Here is a 26,427-nt window from a genome sequence, read left to right as displayed (position 1 = left end):
GGCCGCGCCGGTGCGCCGGCCGGCTTCGGACCCCGCCTACCGGAGGGACAGTCCCTCCGGATCGGTGAGTCCGGCGGGTTCGGCGCGGACCGTGGCGGTCCAGGCCGTGGGGTCGCAGCCTTCGCCGTTGGGGTGCTGCTCCTCGAGTGTCGCCCCGGTCCCGTCGGTCACGATCTCCTTGCCGTCGGCGGTGGACGTGACGGTGAGCCGCAGCTGAACGGGGCCGGGACCGTCGGCCTCCGGGAGCGGGATCGACAGGTGGTTCGTCGGATCGCCCGGGTTGCCGGACTTCCGTTCCTCACAGACCTCGCCGACGCAGAAGCGGAGGGAGGCCGCGTTCGCCGGACCGAAGTCCGAAGCACGCCAGGCCAGCGAAACCTGCGAATCCATGCCGACGAGGGTGCAGGCGGTCTCGCCGGCCCCGGAACAGCCGCTCAGAACCGCTGCCGCCAGCAGGACGGGCAGGACGGGCAGGACTGATCGTCTCATCTCAGTACCTCGCGATCGGGTCGGGAAGGGCGTCGCCGGAGCCCTCCCCCGATGAGGCGGACGCCTGATGTTCCCGTGGTGACGACCGTACGGGGCGCACTGGTTCCCCCGCCGGACCTCTCCCGGTGGCCCGGGGGCGAGCATCTCCCCGCCCGCACCGGCCTTCGGCCCGCGCTCCCCGGTACGCCCCTCGTCGCCGCTCCGAGCCCGACGCCTTTCCCGTGGCGCCGTTCCGCGAGGTGCGTCGCGGCGGTGATCACGGGATTCCCGATTGCAGCGACGACTCGCAGCTGGACCCGTAGGTGGCCACACCCGCGACATCTGGGTTCCATCCTGGCGGCGGGCTGGGCAGGCTGCGGCTTGCCATGATCCACTTCGGTCGAACGGTTCGCCCGCCATGCCCGTCCGCAGCGTTCCCGAACACAGTCATGGTCCACACACCCGTACATGCCTCCTGGCTGAACCAGGTGGAGATCTACTTCTCCGTCGTCCAGCGCAAGGTGGTCTCACCCAACGGCTTCGCCGACCTCACCGAGGTCAGGGACCGGCTCCGGGAATTCGAAGACTGCTACAACGCCACGGCACAGCCACTCCAGTGGAGGTTCACCACCTCCGACCTGGACGGTCTACTGGCCAGGCTCGACCGGCGCACCGCCGATCACTACGAAGAATCCTCCGTTGCGTCGACAGCGTGATCAACCCCCGAAGGATCTGCGGAGCCGACCACTTAGTCTGCTGCTGTTGACGGGGGTGACATCCGGGTGGGCACGAGCGTGCTGGGCGGCGCCGAGATGCGGCTGCGCATCCAGCGCGACGACGTGGGCTCCGGTCCCCGGTCCCGCGGTGGTGCGAGGGGCAGGCGGCGCCTGCCCGCCGGCCGGGGCGGGGCTTCCCGCTGGGGCCTCGGGAAGGTCGCCTCCGGAAGCAGGTGACAGGCTGCGCGCCGGTCTGCGACTCCGTCCGGCCGGGCGTCAGGAGACCTTTGCCCGCCAGCCGGTGAGGCCCTCTTCCTCGCCCGCGACCTGGAAGCCCACCACGAACGGCTCGTCGCCGTCGGCCGTCAGGTAGACGGTGCACTCTTCCACGGTGCCGCCGGGCGGGATCACGTCCTCGCCCTCGTCCGAGGGGCAGGCGTCGATGTCCAGCCCGTCGGCGAACGATCGCGGAATCCCCCCGATCTGCTGGCCGCCCTCGGTGATCACGCGAACGCTGTCCGCCTGACCGGCGGAGAGATCGGTCTCGCCGGGATTGCGGTAGGAGATCGTCACGTAGTACGGGGTGCGGTGCAGCTCGGCGCCGTCGAAAACGGTACCGGCGAGGTCGTCGGGGCTGCCCTTGCGTACGGACTCCAAGGTGGCCGGCAGTTCGACGATGCCCCCGTCCTCCTTCCCCGCGTCCCATCGGACGGTGATGGCGTCGCCCTGCGCCGCCACGTCCTCCGCCGCCTCGGCGAAACCACCCTCGACCGGCCAGGTCGTGACTTGGGAGGCCGGGCCGATCCCGCCCCCGGACAGGTGCGTCACCGCCATCACGCCCACGCCCTTCGCCAGCATGTACGTCCCGCAGGAGGTGTACGAGGCTCCGGGGGCCAGCGTGTCCGGCGCCGAGTCCTCGCAGGACGCCGAGGCACGCGCGGTGCCGCCGGTCAGGCGGACCTGCGTGCCGGGCAGCCAGTCGGTACCGGTCACGGTGAGGTTGCGGAACACCTCGTAGGGGGCCGGTATCTCCTTCTTGCCGGTGTTAGTGACCTCGTAGGTGAGGTAGTACGGGACCTTGCCCTTGAGACCGTCACCCAGGCGTACGCCGTCGAGGGCGTCGTCCGAACCGCGGACGAGGCCCTCGACGGAGAGTCGGATCGGATACGTCTTCTCGTCGATGGCAGTGTGCACGACGTCCCGGGCTCCGGTTTCCACCGGCAGCTCGGCCCGGTGGTCCGGGCCGTTCATCTTGTTCAGCAGAGTGTGTGCATCTGCGCATCCAGCAAGGAGAACCACTCCCGCCGATCCCGCGACAATCCCTCTGAAGCCGCTGGTCAGAAACATGAAGATCCCCCGTTGTAAAACGTTCACTGGATTGGCACATGCTATGCGATTGCTGTGCGTCGCCATGTCACACCCCGGACCCGGCCCTGTGGTTCCGTCACCTCGCGAGGGGGCGAGCACAGCCGGGCGCGCGGAGCGGCGGGGCGGCTCGGGGCAATGCGCTCCGCGGCACGGGCAGAGAAATCCGGAATCGCCGGTCATGACCCGGGCCCTGACCGTTCGTTCCGCCATGCCGTCCCGCGGGGACGTCGCCGACCCCATGGGACAATCCCTTCAGCGACGGGCTCAAGGGGATGGCGCGCAAGGAACGGGGCTGCGCCGCACGGGACTTCGTCCACGGTCCGGACACGATCGGACGGGGCGCGTGTCGAAATGGCGATCCGGCTGTGCTCCGGCTGCGGATTGTGGCGCCCCGGCAGCGCCGCGCCCTACTCGAAGGAGTGTCTCCCTTGCCCTTCCCGCCCAGTGACATGGTCGCCGCTTTCGGCCGGCACCTGCATTTCAAGAGCCTGGAACAGGCTCTGTGCGAGCGTCATCCCGAGCTGGCCGGCCGGGTGCGGTTCGACGACGCGAACCTCCTGATGCATCTGAAGGTCATGTTGTCGGGTGAGCGCTCGGTCGCCCTGGCACAGGTGCGCATGGGGTACTCGCTCGTCTGGGCGGTGGTGGATCCGGAACTGGACAGTGCACCCTCGGTGTGGCCGCTGGACACTCCTGACGAGGTACTCGTCGACGCCCTGCACGCCGTGGCGGCGGCGCACCTCACCGGCGAACCGATTCCCTCGCCTTGGCGCTGGAACGAGAGCGAGCCGTCCGACATGACCGAACTGGCCGATCTCCTCGACGCCCGGGGTGTGCGGGTGGGGCGTGTGGCAGCGGGGAACGGCTATTTCGCGTACGGCCCTCGGCACTCACCCGAACTCGACATCGTGGGCGGGCGCGACGGCTGCTTCGTCGAGGCCGAGTTCCCGGACTCCTTCGTCCGTGTCTCGCTGAAGCCCGCTCTCGGCTGGCTGGTGGATGTGTACTTCGAGGAATGCGGGGCCTGGGGCCGTGTCGATCTGGGCTGGAATCTATGGCGCAGCACGCGGCCCGGACCAGGAGTGCCCCGTGCGACGGCATCGGTGGCGGACATCGCCGACGTGCTCGGCAAGGGGCCGAACGCCTGGGACGTGGAGGTGTCGTGCGTGCCGGCCGCTCACGGGGACCCGGTTCCCACCGGGCCCCGGTCCGAGTGGCAGGATTCCCTCTTTGCGGACCTGGCCGCTTCGCCCGCGCGGCCGGGAGGCGTCGGCGTCGGCCGGTCCGACGACGACGAGCCCCGGACCTTGCCGCAGCCGCCCGGTCCCCGCCGTATCACCGACCTGGTTCTCGAACAGCTGTCGGCATTCGGCTTCGGGGACGTCGAAGAGGGGGACGCCGACGTCCCCATCCGGTCCGACGCGTTCCACATCGAATGGCACAGTCGCGCCAAGAGTCTGTCCACGTCCGAGGTGCAGCGGCTGAACGGCCTCGCCGCGGCGGCCGGCGACGATGTCCCCAAGCGGCTGATCGTGATCACGACATCCGGCATCAGCCGGCCGGCGGCGGCTTTCGCCGACGACGCCAAGGCGTTCGTCTTCTTCCTCGACAGCACCGCCGACAAGCTCGTGTCCTTGAACTCCCGCGCCAGAGAAGCGCTGTTGCCCCGTACGGATCCGGCCGATCGAACACTGAAGCCCTGGTGACCCGACCCACGACCGGCGGTCTCGCCGGTCGGCACGGAATGCGACCTCGCCGGGCAGGCCCACGACCAGCCCCGTGGACCTGCCCGCTACGGGATCGCCGCCCTCGCCGGTACGCGTCCGGCCCGGCGAGGACGGGCCGACCGCGCGCGGTACGGCTGGACGTCCGGGAGGTTCCGGACCGAGCCCGAACCGTCCGCCTCTCCTCTTCCGGTGGCCCCGCGCCGAGGGCACGCGCACGGATTCCGCGAGGGCCTTGACACCCCGGTGTGGCAGGAGGAGCATCCTCCCGTTCGTTGACAACGTTGTCGGGACAGGGTGCCGGGCAGGCAACGGTGCTTCCGATCCCGCCCGTTGACCGTCCGTCACACACGAAGGGCAGGATCGGTGTCAGACACGCACAACCGTCGGACGCACCCCGGGCTCAGGGCTGCTCGCTGCGTCGCGGTGACCGCCATGGCAGCACTGGGGATGGCCGCCACAGCCGTCCCCGCATCGGCAGCGTCCTCGTACCCCACCGTCAAGGACCCGGTTTCGTACGTCCACCCGCTGATCGGCACCGCGAACGCGGGCAACACCTACCCGGGCGCCGTGCAGCCGTTCGGCATGCTGGCCTGGAGCCCGCAGAACTCGCGGGGCAAGCAGGTCTCCACCCCCGCTCCCGGCGGCTACCAGTACGACGCGACCAAGATCCGCGGCTTCAGCCTGACGCATCTGAACGGTGTCGGCTGCTCCGGCGCGAACGGCGACATCCCGATCATGCCGTACGTGGGTGATGTCGACACCTCGCCCACCTCGGACGCCACCGACGCGAAGTACGCGAGCAACTTCTCGCACGCGGACGAGACCGCCACCCCCGGTTACTACAAGGTGGGCCTGGCCGGCGGCGCTTCGGCGGCCCTCACCACGACCGCCCGTACCGGCACGGGCCAGTTCGGCTTCCCCGCGGACAAGCCCGCCAGCATGCTCTTCCGTACCTCGAACTCGGAGAGCGGCAGCACCGCCGCCACCGTCAAGATCGACAAGGCCGCGCGGACGGTGACGGGCTCCGTCACCGCGGGCAACTTCTGCGGTCCGCAGAGCGCGAACAACCGCAAGGACCTCTACACGCTCTACTTCACCGCCCACTTCGACAAGGACTTCGCGAAGGTCGGCACCTGGACGGACGACACCGTCTCGCCCGGATCCACCTCGGCCTCCGGCGGTACGGGGTACAGCTCGTCCGGCAACCCGGTGGCTGGGAAGGGCTCCGGCGCGTACATCACCTTCGCCGACGGCACCACCAGCGCGCAGGCCAAGGTCGCCGTCTCCTACGTCAGCGCCCAGAACGCGGAGGACAACCTCCTGGCGGAGAACGGACGTCACCAGACCTTCGACTCCGTCAGGAAGCAGGCCGCCAAGAACTGGAACAAGGCACTGAAGGCGATCGAGGTGGGCGGCGGCACCGACGCCCAGCGGTCCACCTTCTACACCGCGCTCTACCACTCCATGCTGGAACCCACCCTGACCAGCGACGTGGACGGCCGTTATCTCGGTTCCGACCGCAAGCCGCACCGGCTCGCCAAGGGCCAGAAGGCCCAGTACGGCACCTTCTCCGGCTGGGACCAGTACCGCGCGCAGGTGCAGCTGATGACCCTGATCAACCCGCGGGCCGGCAGCGACTACGCGCAGTCCCTCTACAACTACGCCGGTCAGAACGGCGGCGAGTGGGACCGCTGGCTGCTGGAGAACGGCAAGACCAGCGTGATGTCGGGCGACCCGTCCGACGCGGCGCTCGCCGGGATCTACGCCTTCGGCGGCCACGACTTCGACGTCAAGGGAGCCCTGAAGTCGCTGGTCACGGCGGCCACGGTACCGACGGCGAACGACTCCGACAGTTCGGGCTGCAACGTCGAGTGCGTGGGTCAGCGGCCCGCGCTCGACAAGTACCTCGAGCTCGGTTACGTACCGGCGGACGGCTGCCACTGCTGGGGCGGCGCGGCCGAGACGCTGGAGGACGCGGCGGCCGACTACGGTCTGTCCGAGCTGTCCCGCCAGACCGGGAAGACCGCCGACGCGAAGAAGTTCCTGGAGCGCTCGGGCAACTGGTCGAACGTCTTCGACGCCAACGCCACCCCGGACGGCGGTTACATCCGCGACCGCAAGGCCGACGGCACCTGGGCCGGCACCTTCACGCCGGGCACGGGTACCGGCTTCGTCGAGGGCACCAGCGCGCGCTACACCTGGATGGTCTACTCGGACGTCGCCGGGCTCGCCAGCGCCATGGGCGGCAGGGACACGGCCGTGAAGCGACTGGACGCCTTCTTCCGCACTCCGGACGGGAAGTTCGACTTCACGGCGAAGGACGCGACGCGGTACGACGCGACCAACGAGCCCGACATCAACGCCCCGTACCTCTACAACTACCTCGGTGCTCCGTACAAGACGCAGGAGACGGTCCGCGCCGAGGTGGACCAGCTGTGGACCGACACCCCGGGCGGCATACCCGGCAACGACGACGCCGGCACCATGTCGTCCTGGTACGTGTTCTCGGCGCTGGGCATGTACCCGCAGAACCCCAGCCGCGCCGACCTGGTCCTGACCGCTCCGCTCTTCCCGCGCGCGGTGGTGCACACCGGCCACGGGAAGACCATCACGATCAAGGCCCCGGCCGCTTCCGCGGCCAACACCTACATCCACGGACTGAAGGTCGACGGCAGGAAGTCCACGAAGTCCTGGGTGCCGGCCTCGTTCGTCACCCACGGCGGCACGCTGGACTACACGCTGGGCGCCACGGCGGACACCTCCTGGGGCACCGCGGCGGCCGACGCTCCGCCGTCCTTCCCCGGCGGTGGCGTGAAGTACTTCACCGGCGCCACTCCGGAGCAGGTGAAGACCGAGCCCGGTTCGGGCAGCGTGGAGACCACCGTCAAGGTGCAGACCCTGGAGACCAAGTCCACCAAGGTGCACTGGACGGCGACGGCTCCGGCCGGTGTCACGGTCACGCCTGCGGCCGGCGACTTCACGGTCCCGGCGGGCGGTTCGGTGAGCGCGAAGCTCACCGTGTCGGCTGCGGCGGCCACCGCCGAGGGCCACTACACGGTCCCGGTGACGCTGAAGTCGTCCGCCGGGGCCGAGCTCCCGAAGACGTCGTTCGCGGTGACCGTCGCCGAGAAGAACGGCATGCTGTGGAACCGCAACAGCACCGGCATCTCGACCGACGACACCAACCCGCAGGCCAACTTCGACGGTGAGGGCTGGAGTTACTCGGCCGCCGCGCTCGCAGCGGCGGGTACGACGCCGGGCGGCACCGTCTCGTCCAACGGCTTCACCTTCACCTGGCCCAAGGCCGGCGCCGGCGACCCCGACAACATCGAGGTGACCGGCACGACCCCGCAGGTGCTGAACGTCCCCTCCGCCGAGGGCGACACGAAGCTGAGCCTGCTGGGCAGCGCCGCCGAGGGCGCGGCCAGCGGCAAGCTGACGCTGACGTACACCGACGGCACCACGCAGCAGGCCGACATCGGCTTCAGCGACTGGACGCTGGGCGGCGGCTCTCAGCAGCCGTCCTACGGCAACACGGTCGCCGTCCACACCACGTACCGCGACGTCCAGGGTGGTGGAAAGGACCCGGTGGGCACGGAGGTCTTCTCCTCCGCGCCGATCGCACTCCAGGCGGGCAAGCGGCTGGCGAGCGTGACGCTTCCGTCCACCACGAACGGCGGCATCATCCACGTCTTCGCGGTGGCCACCGCCTGATCGTCACCTCGTCCGACGTGAGCGGGCCGTCGTGTCCGGGGAACTCCCCCGGCACGGCGGCCCGTTCGTCGTGGTACCGCCCTCGGCGAACGGACCGCCGGAGGGCGGGCACGCCAACGCCGCGGTCGCCCGGCCCGCAGGACCTGCGCCGACGAGCACCCGGCACGGCCCGCCACCCGCGTCCGCCGCTCGGGGTTCACCCCTTCGCCTCCACGATGCCGTCCGGCCGCGGCCGGGCCCCCGTCCCCCAGCGGGCGAGGGGCGGGCCGGCGGTGCCCAGCGCCGCGAAGAACAGGGCCAGCAGCAGCCAGCCGGTCGTGCCGAGGCCGAGCACCACCGTGGTGAGGATCGCGGGGGCAAGGGCCTGGCCCGCGTTGAAACCGAGGCCGAGCAGACCCTGGTACTGGCCCTGGGCATGGTCGGGGGCAAGGCCGAAACCCAGGGCGAAGCCCGCCGAGGACTCCCACACCTCTCCCAGGCTGTGCACGAAGACCGCTGCCAGGATCAGTCCCGCCGCCGCCCAGACCGGCGTGTACGCCGCGAGCGCCATCAGCGGGCAGCTGACGAGGAAGAGCAGCCCGGCGGTCCGGAACGCCCGGCCGCCGTCGTGCGGGGTTTCGACGCGGGAGCCGATCCTGGTCTGCGTGAGTACGCAGAAGCCGGCGTTGACGGCGAAGAGTGCGGCCACCGTCCAGCGCGGTGCTTCGGTGTGTTCGAAGATCCAGATCGGCAGGAGCAGGGAGACCACCGGGTACTGGAGTCCCATGGCCCCGTAGAGGGCGGTGAACGTCAGGAACGGGCGGTCCGTGACAGCCGGCCGACGGGCTTCCCGCGGCGGTGGCGGGAGCACCGGACAACGGGGCAGCAGGAGCAGCAGCACCGCGCACAGGGCGAAGCTCGCCGCGTTGCCGAGGACCAGCGTGAGATAGGCGGCACGGCTGTCCACGGCCAGCGCCAGCCCGGCGCCCGCCGTTCCGAGCATGACGCCCAGGTTGACGAAGGTCCGCAACCTCGCCCGGAACGAGGCCGGGCGGTCTCCCCCGGCACGGGCCACCAGAGCGCCCCAGGCAGCCCCTCCGACCGCCGCCGCCACCTGGTCCACCGTCGCGACGGCGGTGAGCGCGGCCCAGCTCCCGACGAGGACGAGAGCCGCCATCGACATCGCCTGAACCGTGAGGGCCACCATCATGACCGTGCGCGCGCCGCGCCGGTCGGCGAGATGGCCACCGGGTATCCCTGCGCACAGGCCGATCGTTCCGGCGACCGTGAGCGCGGCGCCGACCTGCGCCGCGGGCAGACCCACGACCACGGTGAAGTAGAGCGCGGACGCCGCGTTGAACAGGCCGTTGCCGACCCGGTTGACGAAACTGGCGGCGATCAGCACCCGCTCCGGTCGGCCGTCCCTCTCCGTGCGTGCTGTCCGGCCCTCCGGTCCCCCCTCGATCATGGGCGACAGGCTACCGGCTGACGCGGAACCCGCCCGCGCTCGTTCCGGGGTCACCGGGCGTCGCGGGCGCGGGTCACCACCGACGGTATTCGGCCACAAACGGCCGTCGCGGTGTCGGACCCGGTCACCGCGGCCGTCGGTTTCGAGGACCGGCGCACCACCCGGCGCGCTCGGGCGGCCGAGGGCGTCCCCTTCGAGGCCCCCCACCGGGCGGGAGCCTCCGTAACCCCCGGCGAAAGAAGGCGTGGCCTCCGGGCGAGCGGTCTCCGGCGTGTCAACAGCTCACGCTGAGTGCTCCTTTGGGGTGACAGAACTGGACAAAAACCCTTGGACCCCGGGATGGCGACTGGGGAAGACTCCGGTCTCTCATTCCTCACAGGACGAAACGGGTCGCGATGGGATCAATCGAATCGGGCGAAGGTCTGCCGAGCAAGGGCTCGGTCATCCTCGCCGTCCGCTACTACGCCCGGGAACTCTCCCGGCTCCGACGGCTCGCGGCGCCGGCCCTGCTGCTGCCGGCCCTGGGCAACATCGGCCTGTACTACATCGCCCCACTGATCGTCGCCAAGCTCGTCGGACACGTGGCCGGCAAGGGCGGCGACGGAATCGGCGTCCGGGCGATGCTGCCGTACGTCCTCGGATTCGCCGGAGTCCTGCTGCTCTCGGAGACACTGTGGCGGATCGGTCTGCACTGCCTGAACCGCGTCGAAGGCCGGGGCATCGCGCGCCTCTACGTCACCGGCATGGATGAAATCTTCGTCAAGGATTCCGCGTTCTTCCACGACAACTTCGCCGGGTCGCTGACCAAGCGGGTCCTGAGTTTCGCCACGCGCTTCGAGGAATTCGTCGACACGCTGACGTTCTCCCTCATGGGCAACCTCGTGCCGCTGGCGTTCGCCTCGGTGGTGCTGTGGAGTTACGACCCGATGCTCGTCGTCGGACTCCTGACGCTCATCGCACTCACGGCGTTGATCGTGACGCCCCTGATCCGGCGCCGTCAGGCGATCGTCGCCAAGCGCGAACAGGCCGTCGCCCGGGTGTCGGGCCACGTCGCCGACAGCCTGACGAACATGGAGACGGTCCAGGCCTTCGCCGCCGAAGACCGCGAGGCCGCCGAACACCGGTCCCGGGTCAAGGAGTTGTCCGGTCTCATGGTGCGCTCGTGGGACTACGGGAACCTGCGCATCGACACCCTGGTGGCGCCGCTCTCCGTGCTGACCAATGTGGTGGGCCTGATGCTCGCCATCACCCTGGCGGACGGAGACCTCGGGGTGGAGGCGATCATCGTCGCCTTCACCTACTACGCCAACGCCACTCGGATCATGTTCGAGTTCAACCAGATCTACCGCCGCCTGGAGAGCTCGATGACGGAGGCCGCGCAGTTCACCGAACTGCTGCTGGAGCCACCGACCGTCGTCGACCCGCCGAATCCCGAACCGCTGGCGTCCAAGGGGGCGGACGTCCGCTTCGAGAACGTGACCTTCGCCCACGGGGGTGGGAAGCCGCTCTTCGACGGGCTCGACCTGGACGTCGCCGGAGGGACGAAGATCGGTCTCGTCGGCCGGTCCGGCGGCGGCAAGACCACGCTCACCCGACTCCTGCTGCGCATGGCGGACATCGACGGGGGACGCATCCTGATCGGCGGTCAGGACATCAGCAAGCTGCGCCGGGCCGACCTGCGCAGCCGGATCGCCTACGTCCCGCAGGACCCGGCGATGTTCCACCGCACCCTGCGGGAGAACATCGCCTTCGCCCGGCCCGGCGCGACCGAGGCCGAGATCCGCCGGGCGGCCGAGGCGGCCCACGTCACGGAGTTCGCGGACGCGCTCCCGGACGGGTTCGACACCATGGTGGGCGAGCGCGGGGTGAAGCTCTCGGGCGGCCAGCGCCAACGGGTCGCACTCGCCCGGGCGATCCTCCGTGATGCGCCGATCCTGCTGCTCGACGAGGCGACCAGCGCCCTGGACTCCGAGAGCGAGATCCTGGTCCAGGACGCCCTGTGGCGGCTCATGGAGGGACGGACCGCCCTCGTGGTGGCGCACCGGCTGAGCACCGTCGCCACCATGGACCGGCTCGTGGTCCTCGACCGGGGCCGGATTCTCGAACAGGGCACGCACCAGCAGCTGCTCACCGCCGACGGCGCCTACGCCAAGCTGTGGCAGCACCAGTCGGGTGGCTTCCTCGACGAGACCGACCCGGCGGATTCCCCGTCGGCGCCCGTGACGCGCACCGACGGGGGTTCCTTCACGGAGTCCGCCTCGGGCACCGACGGGGGCTCCTTCGCCTCCACGGCCGTGGAGGCCGAACTGCGGTGATTCCGGGGGTGGCGCCCGCGTCGTCCCGCTCTCCCGGGCCCCCGTTCTTCCGGGCCCGGCCCCGGGAGAACCGGACGGCCGCCGGGCGTCCGCCCGGCTGATCACCGCTGCCGCCCGCGTGTACAGCGGGAATCGTGACCCGTGACCGTTCTACCGTTCACCGATGCGATACGTCCCCTGGTGGGTTCTCTTCTCCTCGGTGTGCGCTCCGATCCTGCTCGTCGGAGGCTGGTCGGTCTCCGCGGAGCTCGAGGGGCCACGGTACGACCCCGCCTCGACCACCATCAGCATCCTCGCCGCTGACGGGACGCGCGGTTACTGGGTGATGACGTCGGCGCTGGTCGCCCTGGGTGTCTGCCATGTGGTCACCGCCTGCGGACTGCGTCCCGCGGCGCCGTTCGGCAGGGTGGCGTTGGCGGGCGGCGGGCTCGCCGCTATGTTGCTGGCGTTCTTCCCGGCACCGGTCAGCGGCGGTTCGTTCGCACACGGTGTGGTGGTGACGGTGGGTTTCTCGCTGCTGGCACTGTGGCCGGTGCTGGGCGCGCGCTGGAGCGCGCAGGGGCCGCCGGGGCGGCTCGTCCCCCTCTCCGGCGGGTCCGTGCCGTGGGGCCTGCGACCCGGCCCTTCGGTCGGTGCGAGCACGTTGATGTGGCTGGGAGGAGGGTGGTTCCTGCTCGCCCTCTTCGTGCTCGACATCGCCGGAGCGGCCGAGCGCGTCATCACGTTCGCCCAGTCGTTCTGGCCCCTCGTGGTGGTCCTCTCCTGCGCCCGCAGGATCGGCGGACAGGGAGCCGGCCGCTGACCGGGTGAGGGGTCAGCGCGGGGTGAGCGTGGACTGACGCACGACCAGTTCCGGCCGCAGGACGACGTGCTCGTGCCGGTGGGCGAGGGCGTCCTCGGCCGACTCCCTCAGCAGCAGTTCGGTGGCCCGTGCGCCCATGGTGAGGGCGGGCTGGCGCACTGAGGTGAGGGGAACGGTCGCCGCCGCGGCGAACTCTATGTCGTCGTAGCCGACGATCGCCAGGTCTTCGGGGACCCGGACTCCGGCCGAGTACAGGGACTGCAACACCCCCAGCGCCAGAAGGTCGTTGGCGCAGAAGACACCGGTGGGGCGCTGGGCCAGGCCCAGCAGCCGGGCACCGGCGTCCCGTCCCGCCGCGACATCGAGGCGTGCGGCGGGGACCTCGCGCAGGGCCTCAGGAGTCAGGCCCGCCTCGGCGAGGGCGGTGAGGGCGCCGGCTCGCCGGTCCCGCACCTGATTCAGGTGGTCCGGCCCGCTGACGTAGGCGAGGGACCGGTGGCCCGCGGCCGTCAGATGACGGATCGCCAGGGCACCTCCGGCGACGTCGTCGACGGAGACGGAGCAGCCGTCGTCGTCCCCCGCCACGCGGTCCACGAGCACGAAGGGAATGCCGTGCCGGCGGAATTCCCGGAGGTTGCTTCCCTCGGAGTCCGCCGGGGTCACCAGCACTCCGCGGACGCGCTGCTCGGCGAAGAGGCCGAGGTACTCCGCCTCGTCCTTCGGGTTCTGGTCGCTGTTGCAGACCATGACCCCCAGGCCGGCGGCCCGGGCGGCGCGTTCGGCTCCCCGGGCGATGTCGACGAAGAAGGGGTTGCCCATGTCGAGGACGAGCAGCGCCATGATGCGGCTTCGGCCGGCGCGGAGTTGACGGGCGTGTTCACTGCGTACGTATCCCAGGGCCGCGATGACCCGTTTCACGTGGCTCCGGGTCTCCGCCGACACACGTTCCGGCTGGTTGATCACGTTGGAGACGGTGCCCACGGAGACGCCCGCCTCGCGTGCCACGTCCTTGATGCTCACCGCCCGTGCGGCTGCCGCCACCGGTCCCACCCGATCTTTCGTTGTGCGGTCTCCCCTCCTGGCGGCGGTGTGCCGCCAGGAGGCCTTGCTCCCCGCGGACGACCCGGTCCTCAGACGAGGTGGAAGACCTCGGTGAGCGGTCGCATGGCGGCGTCGGGCGCCTGCCCGTCGAGCGCCTCGAAGAAGTCCGCCATCTCCGTCTGCCATCGGGCGTTCACCTCGGTGGCGTCCATGGCGGCGCGGGCCTTCTCGAAGTCGGGTGTCTCCAGGTAGCCGACCAGGAGTCCGTCCTCGCGCAGGAAGAGCGAGTAGTTGTGCCAGCCCGCTTCGGTGAGCGCCGACCGCATCTCGGCCCAGACGGGCCGGTGCCGTCGGCGGTACTCCTCGATTCGATCGGCCCTGACCTTCAGCAGGAAGCAGACGCGCTGCACGGTGACGCCTTCCGGGACGGGGGTGGGGCCGCTTCGGCGGGTCGCGGCCCCACGGTCGGGACGGGGATCAGAACTGGAACTGGTCGATGTTGTCCTGGGTGAAGACGGTCGGCTTGCCGAGCGAGACGACGCTGTCCTTCCCGATCGTGAACGAGCCGAGGTCGCCGGCCTGGTAGGTCTCCCCCTCCGCGCCGGTGATCTGGCCCGACTGCAGGGCGACGGCGGTGTGGGCGGCGAGCGCGCCGAGCTTGGCCGGGTCCCACAGCTCGAAGCCCTCGACGGTGCCGTTCTTGACGTACGCGCGCATGTCGTTGGGCGTGCCGAGGCCGGTCAGCTTGACCTTGCCCTTGTACTTGGAGCCGGACAGGTACTGGGCGGCGGCCTTGATGCCGACGGTGGTGGGCGAGACGATGCCCTTCAGGTTCGGGTGCTCCTGGAGGAGGCCCTGGGTCTGCTGGAAGGACTTCTGGGCGTCGTCGTCGCCGTAGGCGGTCTTGACGAGCTTGATGTCCTTGTACTCCGGCTTCTTCAGCTCGTCCTTCATGAAGTCGATCCAGGTGTTCTGGTTGGTGGCCGTCTGGGCCGCCGAGAGGATCGCGATCTCGCCCTTGCCGCCGATCTGCTTCGCCAGCAGCTGGATCTGGGTGCGGCCGAGGTCTTCCGCGCTGGCCTGCGAGACGAAGACCTGCCGGCAGTCTGCCTGGGTGTCGGAGTCGTACGTGACGACGCTGACGCCGTTCTTCATGGCCTGCTTGAGGGAGGTGCACAGGGCGCCCGGGTCCTGCGCGGACACGGCGATGGCGTTGACCTGCTGCTGGGTCAGGGTGTTGACGTAGCTCACCTGGCCGGAGGTGTCGGTGCCGCTGCTGGTGCCGACCTCCTTGTACGTGGAGCCGAGTTCCTCCAGGGCCTTCTTGCCGCCGTTGTCGGAGGTGGTGAAGTAGGGGTTGTTGACCTGCTTGGGAAGGAAGGCGACCGTGAGGCCCTTCTTGGTGGCGCTGTTCGGGTCGGCCTTGCCGGTGGCGGCGGCCGGGCCGGCCTCCTTGCTCGCGGAGTCCTTGGTCGTGCCCGAGCAGGCGGTGGCGCCGAGGGCGAGGACGGCGGCGGTGGCGAGGGCGGCGGTCAGCCGGACGCTTCTGGCGGTGTTGCCGTGCATGGTGTTTTCCTTTCGCTGCCGCGGGCGGCAGGAGGCTGTCGGACGGATGCCCGAACGGTGACGAGGTGCGCAGGGCTGAGTACGCCCGCGGTGGTGCGGGCGTGTGGCGGTGCTCGGGGTGCGGGCGGGTCAGGAGGTGCCGGGCGCGGGCAGGACCGCCGTCGCCGAGGCCGATTTTCTGCGGGCCCGTGCCTGGGCGACCTGGCGGCCGACCCGGGGGGCGAGTACGGAGACCACCAGCAGGACTCCGGTGACCACGATCTGGGACTGGGCGGAGACGTTGACCAGGCTCATGACGTTCTGCAGGGTGCCGAGCAGCAGCACCCCGGCGATGGCGCCGCCGAGCGTGCCCTTGCCGCCATCGAAGTCGATGCCGCCGAGCAACACCGCCGCGATGACCGAGAGTTCGAGGCCGGTGGCGTTGTCGTAGCGGGCGCTGGCGTAGTGCAGGGCCCAGAACACGCCGGTGAGCGAGGAGATCACACCGGTGGTCACGAACATCGAGAGCTTGAGCCGCTTGACGCGGATGCCCGCGAACCGGGCCGCGTCCTCGGCGGCGCCGGTGGCGAACAGCGAGCGGCCGACCGGGGTGGCGTGCAGCACCGTCACGGCCACGACGAGGAGCACGACGAAGGGAATGGCGGCGTACGGGACGAAGGTGTCGCCGATCCTCCCGGCGCCGAAGTCGAGGTACTGGGTGGGGAAGTCGGTGACCGAGTCGGAGCCGAGGATGATCTGCGCGATGCCCCGGTAGGCCGCCATGGTGCCGATGGTCACGGCGAGCGAGGGCAGTCCGAGCCGGGTGACGAGCAGTCCGTTGACCAGGCCGCAGACCACGCCGAGCACCAGGCAGAGCGGGATGATCGTCTCGATCGCCATGCCGTTGTTCCAGAGCGCCCCCATCACCGCGCCGGACAGGCCTGCGGTGGAGCCGACGGAGAGGTCGACCTCGCCGGAGACCACCAGCATGGTCATGGGGAGCGCGATGAGCGCGATCGGCAGGGTGTTGCCGATGAGGAACGACAGGTTCAGCGCGTTGCCGAAGTTGTCGACGAACGAGAACGAGCAGATCAGCAGGGTCAGCAGCAGCGCTCCGACCGCGGTGTCCCAGCGGACCGCTCCCCCGAGGCGGGCCAGGGCCGCGGGCCGGCCGGGCACCGGGGGCTGTGCGGACGCGTTCTTGGTGGTGTCAGGCATGGCGGGCGCTCCTCATCTGTGCGGCCTTCTTGCGCAGCCCGGCGGCTACCCGCAGGGCCAGGATGCGGTCTGCGGCGATCGCGAGCAGCAGCAGGAGGCCGTTGATCGCGGTGACCCAGACGGAGCTGACGCCGATGGCCGGGAGCACGCTGTTGATGGAGGTGAGCAGGAGAGCGCCGAGGGCGGCTCCGTAGACCGTGCCGGAGCCTCCGGTGAAGGCGACGCCACCGACGACGACGGCGCTGACGACGGTGAGTTCGTAGCCGTTGCCGGTGGCGGAGTCGACGTTGCCGAACCGGGCGAGGTAGAGCGCGCCGGCGAGTCCGGCGAGCGCGCCGCAGAGCACGTACGCCGTCATGATCCGGGACCGGACGGGGATGCCCGCGAGCCGGGCGGCCTCGGGGCTGGAGCCGAGCGCGTAGAGGTCGCGTCCGCTGTGGTAGCTGCGCAGGTAGTAGGCGACCGCGGCCAGCACGACGACGGCGAGCAGGGCGAGGTAGGGCAGCACCCAGATCCCGTCGTGTCCGAAGGCGACGAAGCCGTCGGGCAGGGCGTCGGCGGTGATCTGGCGGGAGCCGACCCAGATGGAGTCGATGCCGCGGACGATGTAGAGGGTGCCCAGGGTGACGACGAGCGCGGGCACCTTGCCGAGGCTGACCAGGGCGCCGTTGAGCACGCCGAAGAGCACGCCGAGGGCGACGGCGATCACCACCGCGACGAGGGGGTTCCCGCCGTCCTGGAGGTAGACGCCTGCGCCGAAGGCGGAGATGCCGAGGACCGAGCCGACGGAGAGGTCGACGTTGCGGGTGATGACGACCACCGCCTGGCCGACCGCGACGAGGACCAGGATGGTCGCGTTCAGCATCAGGTCCTTGATGCCCTGTTCGGACAGGAACTCGGTGTTGGACAACTGGGTGACGCCGAGCATCACGACGAGGACGAGGGCGACGGCCAGTTCACGGGCCTTGAACACCTTGTCGACGAGGCGCCGCGAGGCGACGGCCTGAGGTGCGGGCTCGTGCCGCACCGGCTCTGCAGCCATGGTCATGCCGCGTTCCTTCCTCGGGCGGCGCGGCCGGTCGCCGCCGCCATCACGGTCTCCTCGGTCGCCTCGGACCGGGGGATCTCGGCGGTCAGGCGCCCTTCGTGCATCACCAGCACCCGGTCGGCCATGCCGAGGATCTCCGGGAGGTCGGAGGAGATCATCAGTACCGCCACTCCCTCGGCCGCGAGGGAGGAGAGCAGCCGGTGCACCTCGGCCTTGGTACCGACGTCGATGCCGCGGGTGGGTTCGTCCACGATCAGCACCTGCGGGCGGGTCGCCAGCCACTTGGCGAGGACGACCTTCTGCTGGTTGCCGCCGGACAGGGTCCCGACGACGTCGGCGAGGCGGGCGTACTTGACCTGGAGCCTGACCGCCCAGTCGACCGCCCGGTCGCGTTCGGCGCTGCGGCTCATCAGCCCGGCGCGGGTGGTCGAAGCGAAGCCGGTGAGGCCGATGTTGCGTTCGATGGACATGTCCATCACCAGGCCCTGGGCCCTGCGGTCCTCGGGTACGAGGGCGAGGCCGGCGGCCATCGCCACGCTCGGGGCTCCGGGGTTCAGCTTCCTGCCGAGGACCTCGACCTCGCCGCCGTCGAACCGGTCGACACCGAACACGGCGCGGGCCACTTCGCTGCGGCCGGCTCCGACCAGCCCGGCGAGGCCGACGATCTCGCCGCGGCGGACGTCGAAGGAGACGTCGGTGAAGACTCCCTCACGGGTCAGCCGGCGCACGCTGAGGGCGATTTCGCCGATCTCGGTGACCTGCTTCGGGTACAGCTCGTCCAGGTCGCGGCCGACCATGCGGCGGACCAGGTCGTCCTCACTGAGGCCGTCGAGCGGCTCGCTGGAGATCCAGGCGCCGTCGCGAAGGGTCGTGACGCGCTGGCAGAGCGCGAAGATCTCCTCCAGCCGGTGCGAGATGAACAGCACCGCCGCGCCCTGCGCGCGGAGCGTCCTCACGACACCGAACAGCCGGGCGACCTCGCTGCCGGTGAGGGCGGCGGTCGGCTCGTCCATGATCAGCACGCGGGCGTCGAAGGACAGCGCCTTGGCGATCTCGACCAGTTGCTGGTCGGCGATGGAGAGGCCGCGGGCCGGCTGGTCGGGGTCGAGGTCGACGCCGAGGCGTTCGAAGAGCTCGGCCGCGGCGCGCTTGACCGCACGGTGGTCCACCCGGCCCAGGGAGCGGCGGGGCTGGCGGCCCACGAAGATGTTCTCCGCGACGGACAGGTCCGGGAAGAGAGTCGGCTCCTGATAGATCACCGCGACCCCCGCGTCGCGGGCGTCGGCCGGGCCGTGGAACTCGACGGGCTTGCCGTCCAGGAGAACCGAGCCCGCGTCGGGGCGGTGCACGCCGGCCAGGGCCTTGATCAGGGTCGACTTCCCGGCGCCGTTCTCGCCGGCAAGGGCGTGCGCTTCGCCGGCGTACAGCCGCAACGACACGCCCCGCAGGGCTCGGACGGCACCGAAGGACTTGCTCACCCCCTCCAGTGCGAGCACCGGAGTCGTCTCCGGTTCGGGGTGCGTCATGGATTTCTCCCGTGCTTGTGTCGAGCGACGAGCCCGACATGAAATGTTTCAGTGGAGTTGCCGGGAAGCTAGCCCCGCCCCGTCGAACACGTCAAGGGGTGTTCCGCACCGAACACCACGAAACCTCCGGCACGCCCGGGAGAACCACTCGCCCTCAACCCTGAACTGCACATGTGGGAACAGAGAGGCGACTGGGGCCGCCACGAAGACACGATCCGGTAACGCGCCGGCCACCTTGCCGGAACCCTTGACGGCCTCCTCACGGGCGACTAACTTCTCCCACGCAATGAATCGATTCATCGCATCTTCCCGGCGGCTGCTGCTCGGGCCGCCCGCACATCCCGAGGTGGACATGCCTGACATCGCCGCAGTGAAGGCCGTACTTGCCGGACAGCGGATCGAGACACCGTCCTGGGGCTACGGCAACTCAGGTACACGCTTCAAGGTGTTCGCGCAGGCCGGCGTACCCCGGACCCCGTACGAGAAGCTCGACGACGCGGCCAGGGTCCACGAGTTCACCGGGGTCGCGCCCGTGGTGTCGCTGCACATTCCCTGGGACCGGGTGGACGACTTCGCCGCGCTCTCCGCGTACGCGAAGGACCGCGGCCTGGAGCTGGGGGCGATCAACTCCAACACCTTCCAGGACGACGACTACAAGCTCGGCAGCGTCTGCCACCCGGACGCGAAGATCCGCGCCAAGGCCTTGGGCCATCTGCTGGAGTGCGTCGACATCATGGACGCGACCGGCTCCCGGGACCTGAAGCTCTGGTTCGCGGACGGCACCAACTACCCCGGCCAGGACGACATCGTGGCCCGTCAGGACCGCCTCGCCGAGGCGCTGGCATCGGTGTACGAACGTCTCGGCGACGACCAGCGGCTGCTGCTGGAGTACAAGTTCTTCGAGCCCGCGTTCTACACGACGGACGTGCCCGACTGGGGCACCGCGTACGCCCACTGCCTCAAGCTGGGCCCGAAGGCGCAGGTCGTCGTGGACACCGGGCACCACGCCCCGGGCACCAACATCGAATTCATCGTCGCGACGCTGCTGCGCGAGAAGAAGCTCGGCGCCTTCGACTTCAACTCCCGTTTCTACGCCGACGACGACCTGATGGTCGGCTCGGCGGACCCCTTCCAGCTCTTCCGGATCATGCACGAGGTGGTCAAGAACGGCGGGCTGGATCCCGAGACCAACGTCAACTTCATGCTCGACCAGTGCCACAACATCGAGGCGAAGATCCCGGCCGTCATCCGCTCGGTGACGAACGTCCAGGAGGCCACCGCCAAGGCGCTGCTCGTGGACATGGACGCGTTGACCGCCGCCCAGCACGACGGTGACGTCCTCGGCTCCAACGAGGTACTGATGGACGCCTACAACACCGACGTACGTCCCCTCCTGCGCGAGCTGCGCGAGGAGCAGGGCCTCGCGCCCGACCCGGTCGCCGCCTACCGGAAGTCCGGCTGGCAGGAGAAGATCGCGGCCGGCCGTGTCGGCGGCGACCAGGCCGGCTGGGGCGCCTGACCGCACAGCCGCCCGCACGGGCCGGCAGTGTTCGGCCCTCCGCGCTCCTCGCGCCCTCCCGCACCCCCCAGATCCCGAAGGACTCCTGCCATGGCCTCCGCCACCCACTCCACGGCCGCCGCGCTGATCGCACGGTCCCGCCGTCTCGGCTCCGACCCGCGCAACACCAACTACGCGGGCGGAAACACCTCCGCCAAGGGCACCGGGACCGACCCGGCGACCGGGGGCGACGTCGAACTCCTCTGGGTCAAGGGGTCCGGCGGCGACCTCGGCACCCTGACCGAATCCGGTCTGGCGGCGCTCCGCCTGGACCGGCTGCTCGCCCTCAAGGACGTCTACCCGGGGGTGGAGCGCGAGGACGAGATGGTCGCCGCCTTCGACTACTGCCTGCACGGCAGGGGCGGTGCGGCTCCCTCCATCGACACCGCGATGCACGGACTGGTCGACGCCGCGCACGTGGACCACCTGCACCCGGACTCGGGCATCGCGCTGGCCTGCGCCTCGGACGGCGAGAAGCTGACCACCGACTGCTTCGGCGACAAGGTCGTCTGGGTGCCGTGGCGCCGTCCCGGTTTCCAGCTCGGTCTGGACATCGCCGCGATCAAGGAGGCGAACCCCGCGGCCGTCGGATGCGTCCTCGGCGGGCACGGCATCACCGCGTGGGGCGACACGTCCGAGGAGTGCGAGGCCAACTCGCTCTTCATCATCCGCACCGCCGAGGAGTACCTCGCGCGCAAGGGCAGGGCCGAGCCCTTCGGCCCGGTGCTCCCCGGGTACGAGCCGCTGCCCGAGGCCGAGCGCCGGGAGCGCGCCGCCGCCCTGGCCCCGGTGATCCGCGGCCTGGCGTCCCAGGACCGCCCGCAGGTCGGCCACTTCGACGACACCGAGGTGGTACTGGACTTCGTCTCCCGGGCCGAACACCCCAGGCTGGCCGCCCTCGGCACGTCCTGCCCGGACCACTTCCTCCGTACCAAGGTGCGCCCGCTGGTCCTCGACCTCCCCGCCGGCGCCCCGCTGGAGGAGGCGGTCGCGCGGCTGAAGGAGCTGCACCAGGAGTACCGGGCGGAGTACCGCGCCTACTACGACCGGCACGCCACCGCGGACTCCCCCGCCCTGCGCGGGGCCGACCCGGCGATCGTGCTGGTGCCGGGCGTCGGCATGTTCTCCTTCGGGAAGGACAAGCAGACCGCCCGGGTGGCCGGGGAGTTCTACCTCAACGCGATCAACGTGATGCGCGGCGCCGAGGCGGTCTCCACCTACGCGCCCATCGAGGAGTCGGAGAAGTTCCGCATCGAGTACTGGGCGCTGGAGGAGGCCAAGCTCCAGCGGATGCCGAAGCCCAAGCCGCTCGCCACCCGGGTCGCGCTCGTCACGGGCGCGGGAAGCGGCATCGGCAAGGCCATCGCGCACCGTCTCGTCGCCGAGGGCGCCTGCGTCGTCGTCGCCGACCTGAACGCGGAGACCGCGGCGGCCGTCGCCGAGGAGCTGGGCGGCCCCGACAAGGCGGTCGCCGTCACGGTGAACGTCACCTCCGAGGAGGAGATCACCGAGGCGTTCAGGACCGCGGCCCTCGCGTTCGGCGGGGTGGACCTGGTCGTCAACAACGCCGGGATCTCCATCTCCAAACCGCTTCTGGAGACCACGGCGAAGGACTGGGACCTCCAGCACGACATCATGGCCCGCGGCTCGTTCCTCGTCTCGCGCGAGGCCGCCCGCGTCATGATCGCGCAGGGGATCGGCGGCGACATCGTCTACATCGCTTCCAAGAACGCCGTCTTCGCCGGACCGAACAACATCGCCTACTCGGCCACCAAGGCCGACCAGGCCCACCAGGTCCGGCTGCTCGCCGCCGAACTCGGCGGACACGGCATCCGGGTCAACGGCGTCAACCCCGACGGGGTCGTGCGGGGCTCCGGCATCTTCGCCGCGGGCTGGGGCGCCCAGCGCGCCGCCACGTACGGCATCGAGGAGGAGAAGCTCGGCGAGTTCTACGCCCAGCGCACCCTCCTCAAGCGCGAGGTGCTTCCCGAGCACGTCGCCAGTGCGGTCTTCGCGCTCACCGGCGGCGACCTCACCCACACCACCGGCCTGCACATCCCGGTCGACGCGGGAGTGGCGGCGGCCTTCCTGCGCTGACGCCCGGCCGGGGGTGTACACCGGGCTCCGGCCGGACACCCCCGGCGGTCCTCCCCCGCTCCTTCCCTCTGTCCCGTATCTCTGTCCCGTATCTCGGTCCCGTATCTCGGTCCCGCATCTCGGTCCCGTATCTCGTTGTTCACCTGATCCACGATCAGCCGTTCGCCGCGGAGGCTATCCCCGTGACCACCACACCGCCCTCCTCGGCCTTCCGTTCCGCGTTCGCCGCGGTCGACCTCGGTGCCACCAGCGGACGGGTGATCCTGGGCCGGGTCGGCCCGGACAACCTCGATCTCACCGAGGTGCACCGCTTCCCCAATACCCCGGTGCGCCTGCCGGACGGTCTGCGCTGGGACGTCCTCGCCCTCTTCCAAGGGGTGCTCGACGGGCTGCGCGAGGCGGCCCGGGCCGGTGGTGTCAGCTCCGTCGGCGTGGACACCTGGGCCGTGGACTACGGACTCCTCGACGCGGACGGCGTGCTCCTCGGCTCGCCCCACCACTACCGGGACACCCGCACGGACGGCGTGGCCGAACGGGTGTGGGCCACGGTCGGCCCCGAGAAGCTGTACCGGATCACCGGTTTGCAGCACCTGCCGTTCAACACGGTGTTCCAGCTGGTCTCCGCCGCCGGCAGCGCCCAGTCGGCCGCCGCGCGCACGCTGCTCCTCATCCCCGATCTGCTGGTCCACTGGCTGACCGGTTCGATCGGCGCCGAAGAGACCAACGCCTCCACCACGGGGCTCTTCGACGCCCGTACCGGAAGCTGGTCGAAGGCTGTCCTCGAACCGCTCGGGATCGACCCCGCTCTGCTGCCCGCGCTGCGGGCACCGGGGGACCCGGCCGGCACGCTGTTGCCGCATGTCGCGGCGTACGCCGGTCTGGACCCCCGTACCCCGGTGACCACCGTCGCCTCGCACGACACCGCGTCCGCGATCGTCGCGGTTCCGGCCACCGAGCCGGACTTCGCCTACATCTCCTGCGGCACCTGGTCGCTGGCGGGCCTCGAACTGGACGCCCCGGTGCTGACGGAGGAATCCAGGGCCGCCAACTTCACCAACGAGCGCGGTATCGACGGCACCATCCGCTATCTACGGAACATCATGGGCATGTGGCTGTTCGAGGAGTGCCGGCGCGCCTGGGAGCAGCAGGGGCTGCCCACGCACATCCCCGCCCTCCTCGCCGAGGCCGCCCGCGCCACGCCGTTCGCCGCGCTCATCGACCCGGACGCCCCCGAGTTCATGGCCCCCGACGACATGCCCGGCCGCATCGGGGAGTACTGCCGCCGCACCGGCCAACCGGTCCCCGCCGGCCAGGGGCCGCTGGTCCGCTGCATCCTGGAGAGCCTCGCCCTGGCTCACCGGCGCACGCTGCGTCAGGCGGCCCGACTCGCCGGCCGTGGCATCTCCCGCGTCCATCTCGTCGGAGGGGGCTCGCGCAACGACCTGCTCTGCCAGCTCACCGCCGACGCCACCGGTCTGCCCGTCGTCGCAGGTCCCACCGAGGCGACCGCGCTCGGCAACATCCTCGTCCAGGCCAGGGCAGCCGGGCTGGTCGGGGACCTGGCGTCGATGCGCCGTCTCGTCGCGGCCACCCAGCACCTGCGGCACTACAGCCCCAATGGCGACGCGGCGGCCTGGGACGCCGCCGCCGCCCGGCTGGAGGGCGGTACCGGCGTCTGATCGCCGTCCGGGCGCGGCTGGGGCCCTGAAGCGCACGGCCGTGCTCGAAAGTCCCGCACGGGCCGAGCGTTCAGGCTCAGCGGGTCCCCGCATGGTCGAGTGCGGCGATCTCCGGGTGGTGCAGGTCGAACGCCGGGCTCTCGCTGCGGATACGGGGCAGTGAGACGAAGTTGTGCCGGGGAGGCGGGCAGGAGGTGGCCCACTCCAGTGAACGGCCGAATCCCCAGGGGTCGTCGACGTTCACCCGCTCGCCGTACTGCGAGGTCTTCCAGACGTTGTAGAGGAAGGGGAGGAAGGAGAGGCCGAGCAGGAACGACCCGATGGTGGAAACGGTGTTGAGCGCGGTGAATCCGTCGGCGGTCAGATAGTCCGCGTACCGGCGGGGCATTCCCTGGGCGCCCAGCCAGTGCTGGACGAGGAACGTCAGGTGGAAGCCGACGGTCAGCACCCAGAAGGTCACTTTCCCGAGTCGTTCGTCGAGCATTCTGCCGGTGAACTTGGGCCACCAGAAATGGAATCCGGCGAACATCGCGTACACCACGGTCCCGAAGAGGGTGTAGTGGAAGTGCGCGACCACGAAGTACGAGTCGGAGACGTGGAAATCCAGTGGTGGTGACGCCAGGATGACGCCGGTCAGGCCGCCGAAGAGAAAGGTGACCAGAAAGCCCGTCGCCCAGAGCATCGGCGTCTCGAACGACAGGGACCCCTTCCACATCGTGCCGATCCAGTTGAAGAACTTCACCCCGGTCGGCACGGCGATCAGGAACGTCATGAAGGCGAAGAACGGCAGCAGCACTCCGCCGGTGACGTACATGTGGTGGGCCCAGACGGTGACGGACAGCCCGGCGATGGACACCGTGGCGGCGACCAGCCCGATGTAACCGAACATCGGCTTGCGGGAGAAGACCGGCACGACCTCCGAGATGATGCCGAAGAACGGCAGCGCGAGGACGTAGACCTCAGGGTGGCCGAAGAACCAGAAGAGGTGCTGCCACAGCAGGGCGCCGCCGTTCGCGGCGTCGAAGACGTGGGAGCCGAACTTCCGGTCCATCTCCAGGGCGAGCAGAGCGGCGGCGAGGACCGGGAAGACCAGGAGGATGAGCACCGCGGTGAGCAGCACGTTCCAGGTGAAGATCGACATGCGGAACATGGTCATTCCCGGCGCCCGCATGCAGATGATGGTGGTGATGAAGTTGACCGCGCCGAGGATCGAGCCGAAGCCCGACAGCGCCACGCCCATGATCCACATGTCGGCTCCGACGCCCGGGGAGTGCACGGCGTCGGAGAGCGGGGCGTAGGCGAACCAGCCGAAGTCCGCGGCTCCCTGGGGTGTGAGGAAGCCGCCTGCCGCGATGAGGGAGCCGAAGAGGAACAGCCAGTAGGCCAGCATGTTGAGGCGGGGAAACGCGACGTCCGGCGCGCCGATCTGCAACGGCATCAGCCAGTTGGCGAACCCGGTGAACAGCGGCATGGCGAAGAGCAGCAGCATGATCGAACCATGCATCGTGAACGCCTGGTTGAACTGCTCGTTGGACATGATCTGGGTACCGGGGCGGGCCAGTTCGGCGCGCATCAGCAGCGCCATCGCGCCACCGACGACGAAGAAGGCGAACGCGGTGACGAGGTAGAGGGTGCCGATCCGCTTGTGGTCGGTCGTGGTCAGCCAGGACACCACGAGCCGTCCGCGCGAGGGGCGGTCCTCGGCCGGACGCGACGAAGCCGTGCGGCCTGGGTGCGGGACGGGTGTGCCGCCGCGACCGGACGGGCCGGACGCCGCTGCCCGCACGTGCGGGTGAGGCGCACCGCCCGCGCGACCGAGCGGGCCGGGTCCGGCGGTCAGGGGCCTGCCCTGTTCGGGTGCGGTCCCGCCACCCTGCGAATCCATTGCGTCCACCGGACCGTGTCCTCCAGCTCTCGGTTCTCCGTACGCGCCCCGCCCGTGGCGGCCGGAGCAGGGGCCGGAAAGATCCGCGATCACGCGGGGGACGGGGCGGGCCTTTCCGGCCGGGACCATGCTGTCCGCGATCGGTGCCGGTCCCCAGGGGCCGGGAGGCACCTGCCGACCGGATGCAGCACCCTGGAGATCCCGCTCGGCGCGATGTGCCGCAAGGGTCTCGCCCGCCACTTCGACGCGGACGACGTCTTCCTCATCACCAAG

General features: G+C 70.3%; 19 protein-coding genes. 9 read left to right on the top strand and 10 right to left on the bottom strand.

Annotated elements, in window-relative coordinates; translation table 11 throughout:
• Positions 1-36: 36 nt before the first annotated feature.
• Positions 37-489, bottom strand: coding sequence for a hypothetical protein (locus tag ACWD3D_RS07850; RefSeq protein ID WP_451460033.1), 453 nt, complete (start codon positions 487-489; stop codon positions 37-39).
• Positions 490-917: 428 nt separating this feature from the next.
• Between ACWD3D_RS07850 and ACWD3D_RS07845 the strand changes: the two genes are divergently transcribed.
• Positions 918-1,184 (top strand): hypothetical protein, encoded by a 267-nt coding sequence (locus ACWD3D_RS07845; protein WP_451460032.1) that lies wholly within the window; start codon positions 918-920, stop codon positions 1,182-1,184.
• 276 nt (positions 1,185-1,460) lie between these two features.
• Here ACWD3D_RS07845 and ACWD3D_RS07840 read toward each other — a convergent pair whose 3' ends face one another.
• Positions 1,461-2,435 (bottom strand): hypothetical protein, encoded by a 975-nt coding sequence (locus tag ACWD3D_RS07840; protein ID WP_451460031.1) that lies wholly within the window; start codon positions 2,433-2,435, stop codon positions 1,461-1,463.
• 545 nt (positions 2,436-2,980) lie between these two features.
• Between ACWD3D_RS07840 and ACWD3D_RS07835 the strand changes: the two genes are divergently transcribed.
• Positions 2,981-4,258, top strand: a complete 1,278-nt coding sequence (locus ACWD3D_RS07835) for a hypothetical protein (RefSeq protein WP_451460030.1) — start codon at positions 2,981-2,983, stop codon at positions 4,256-4,258.
• Between the two features lie 453 nt (positions 4,259-4,711).
• Positions 4,712-7,993 carry a GH92 family glycosyl hydrolase gene (locus ACWD3D_RS07830; RefSeq protein ID WP_451460029.1) on the top strand — a complete coding sequence of 1,094 codons (3,282 nt, stop codon included), beginning with the start codon at positions 4,712-4,714 and terminating at the stop codon, positions 7,991-7,993.
• A gap of 196 nt (positions 7,994-8,189) precedes the next feature.
• On the opposite strand, the gene ACWD3D_RS07825 is transcribed toward ACWD3D_RS07830, so the two are convergent.
• Positions 8,190-9,440 (bottom strand): MFS transporter, encoded by a 1,251-nt coding sequence (locus ACWD3D_RS07825; RefSeq protein WP_451460028.1) that lies wholly within the window; start codon positions 9,438-9,440, stop codon positions 8,190-8,192.
• Between the two features lie 395 nt (positions 9,441-9,835).
• Between ACWD3D_RS07825 and ACWD3D_RS07820 the strand changes: the two genes are divergently transcribed.
• Both ACWD3D_RS07820 and ACWD3D_RS07815 read left to right on the top strand, forming a co-directional pair.
• Positions 9,836-11,755, top strand: a complete 1,920-nt coding sequence (locus tag ACWD3D_RS07820) for an ABC transporter ATP-binding protein (protein ID WP_451460027.1) — start codon at positions 9,836-9,838, stop codon at positions 11,753-11,755.
• 163 nt (positions 11,756-11,918) lie between these two features.
• Positions 11,919-12,557 carry a DUF998 domain-containing protein gene (locus tag ACWD3D_RS07815; RefSeq protein WP_451460026.1) on the top strand — a complete coding sequence of 213 codons (639 nt, stop codon included), beginning with the start codon at positions 11,919-11,921 and terminating at the stop codon, positions 12,555-12,557.
• Positions 12,558-12,569: 12 nt separating this feature from the next.
• Here ACWD3D_RS07815 and ACWD3D_RS07810 read toward each other — a convergent pair whose 3' ends face one another.
• From ACWD3D_RS07810 to ACWD3D_RS07785, 6 genes are all read right to left on the bottom strand, one after another.
• Positions 12,570-13,598, bottom strand: coding sequence for a LacI family DNA-binding transcriptional regulator (locus tag ACWD3D_RS07810; protein ID WP_451460025.1), 1,029 nt, complete (start codon positions 13,596-13,598; stop codon positions 12,570-12,572).
• Positions 13,599-13,687: 89 nt separating this feature from the next.
• Positions 13,688-14,008 (bottom strand): L-rhamnose mutarotase, encoded by a 321-nt coding sequence (locus tag ACWD3D_RS07805; protein ID WP_451460024.1) that lies wholly within the window; start codon positions 14,006-14,008, stop codon positions 13,688-13,690.
• Between the two features lie 67 nt (positions 14,009-14,075).
• Positions 14,076-15,164: a rhamnose ABC transporter substrate-binding protein gene (gene rhaS / locus ACWD3D_RS07800; protein WP_451460023.1), complete on the bottom strand. Its 1,089-nt coding sequence runs from the start codon at positions 15,162-15,164 to the stop codon at positions 14,076-14,078.
• A 129-nt stretch (positions 15,165-15,293) separates the two neighbouring features.
• Complete coding sequence (locus ACWD3D_RS07795) at positions 15,294-16,361, bottom strand: ABC transporter permease (RefSeq protein WP_451460022.1); 1,068 nt, start codon at positions 16,359-16,361, stop codon at positions 15,294-15,296.
• Positions 16,354-17,403 (bottom strand): ABC transporter permease, encoded by a 1,050-nt coding sequence (locus tag ACWD3D_RS07790; RefSeq protein ID WP_451460044.1) that lies wholly within the window; start codon positions 17,401-17,403, stop codon positions 16,354-16,356. The genes ACWD3D_RS07795 and ACWD3D_RS07790 overlap by 8 nt, the downstream gene beginning before the upstream one ends.
• A 2-nt stretch (positions 17,404-17,405) precedes the next feature.
• Complete coding sequence (locus tag ACWD3D_RS07785) at positions 17,406-18,935, bottom strand: sugar ABC transporter ATP-binding protein (RefSeq protein WP_451460021.1); 1,530 nt, start codon at positions 18,933-18,935, stop codon at positions 17,406-17,408.
• Positions 18,936-19,287: 352 nt separating this feature from the next.
• On the opposite strand from ACWD3D_RS07785, the gene rhaI reads away from it, so the two are divergent.
• The 3 genes from rhaI (at position 19,288) to ACWD3D_RS07770 (ending at position 24,269) form a co-directional block, all read left to right on the top strand.
• Positions 19,288-20,454, top strand: a complete 1,167-nt coding sequence (gene rhaI, locus ACWD3D_RS07780; protein ID WP_451460020.1) for an L-rhamnose isomerase — start codon at positions 19,288-19,290, stop codon at positions 20,452-20,454.
• A gap of 90 nt (positions 20,455-20,544) precedes the next feature.
• Positions 20,545-22,590, top strand: coding sequence for a bifunctional aldolase/short-chain dehydrogenase (locus ACWD3D_RS07775; RefSeq protein ID WP_451460019.1), 2,046 nt, complete (start codon positions 20,545-20,547; stop codon positions 22,588-22,590).
• 182 nt (positions 22,591-22,772) lie between these two features.
• Positions 22,773-24,269 carry a rhamnulokinase gene (locus ACWD3D_RS07770; RefSeq protein WP_451460018.1) on the top strand — a complete coding sequence of 499 codons (1,497 nt, stop codon included), beginning with the start codon at positions 22,773-22,775 and terminating at the stop codon, positions 24,267-24,269.
• 76 nt (positions 24,270-24,345) lie between these two features.
• On the opposite strand, the gene ctaD is transcribed toward ACWD3D_RS07770, so the two are convergent.
• Positions 24,346-26,163 carry an aa3-type cytochrome oxidase subunit I gene (gene ctaD, locus ACWD3D_RS07765; RefSeq protein WP_451460017.1) on the bottom strand — a complete coding sequence of 606 codons (1,818 nt, stop codon included), beginning with the start codon at positions 26,161-26,163 and terminating at the stop codon, positions 24,346-24,348.
• A gap of 6 nt (positions 26,164-26,169) precedes the next feature.
• Between ctaD and ACWD3D_RS07760 the strand changes: the two genes are divergently transcribed.
• On the top strand, positions 26,170-26,427 hold a 258-nt coding region (locus tag ACWD3D_RS07760; RefSeq protein WP_451460046.1), incomplete at its 3' end, for a hypothetical protein.

It is taken from the genome of Streptomyces sp. NPDC002690 (assembly GCF_053592415.1).
The sequence above is the reverse complement of the archived record's forward strand: the minus strand, read 5'-3'. Positions and strand labels throughout refer to the sequence as shown.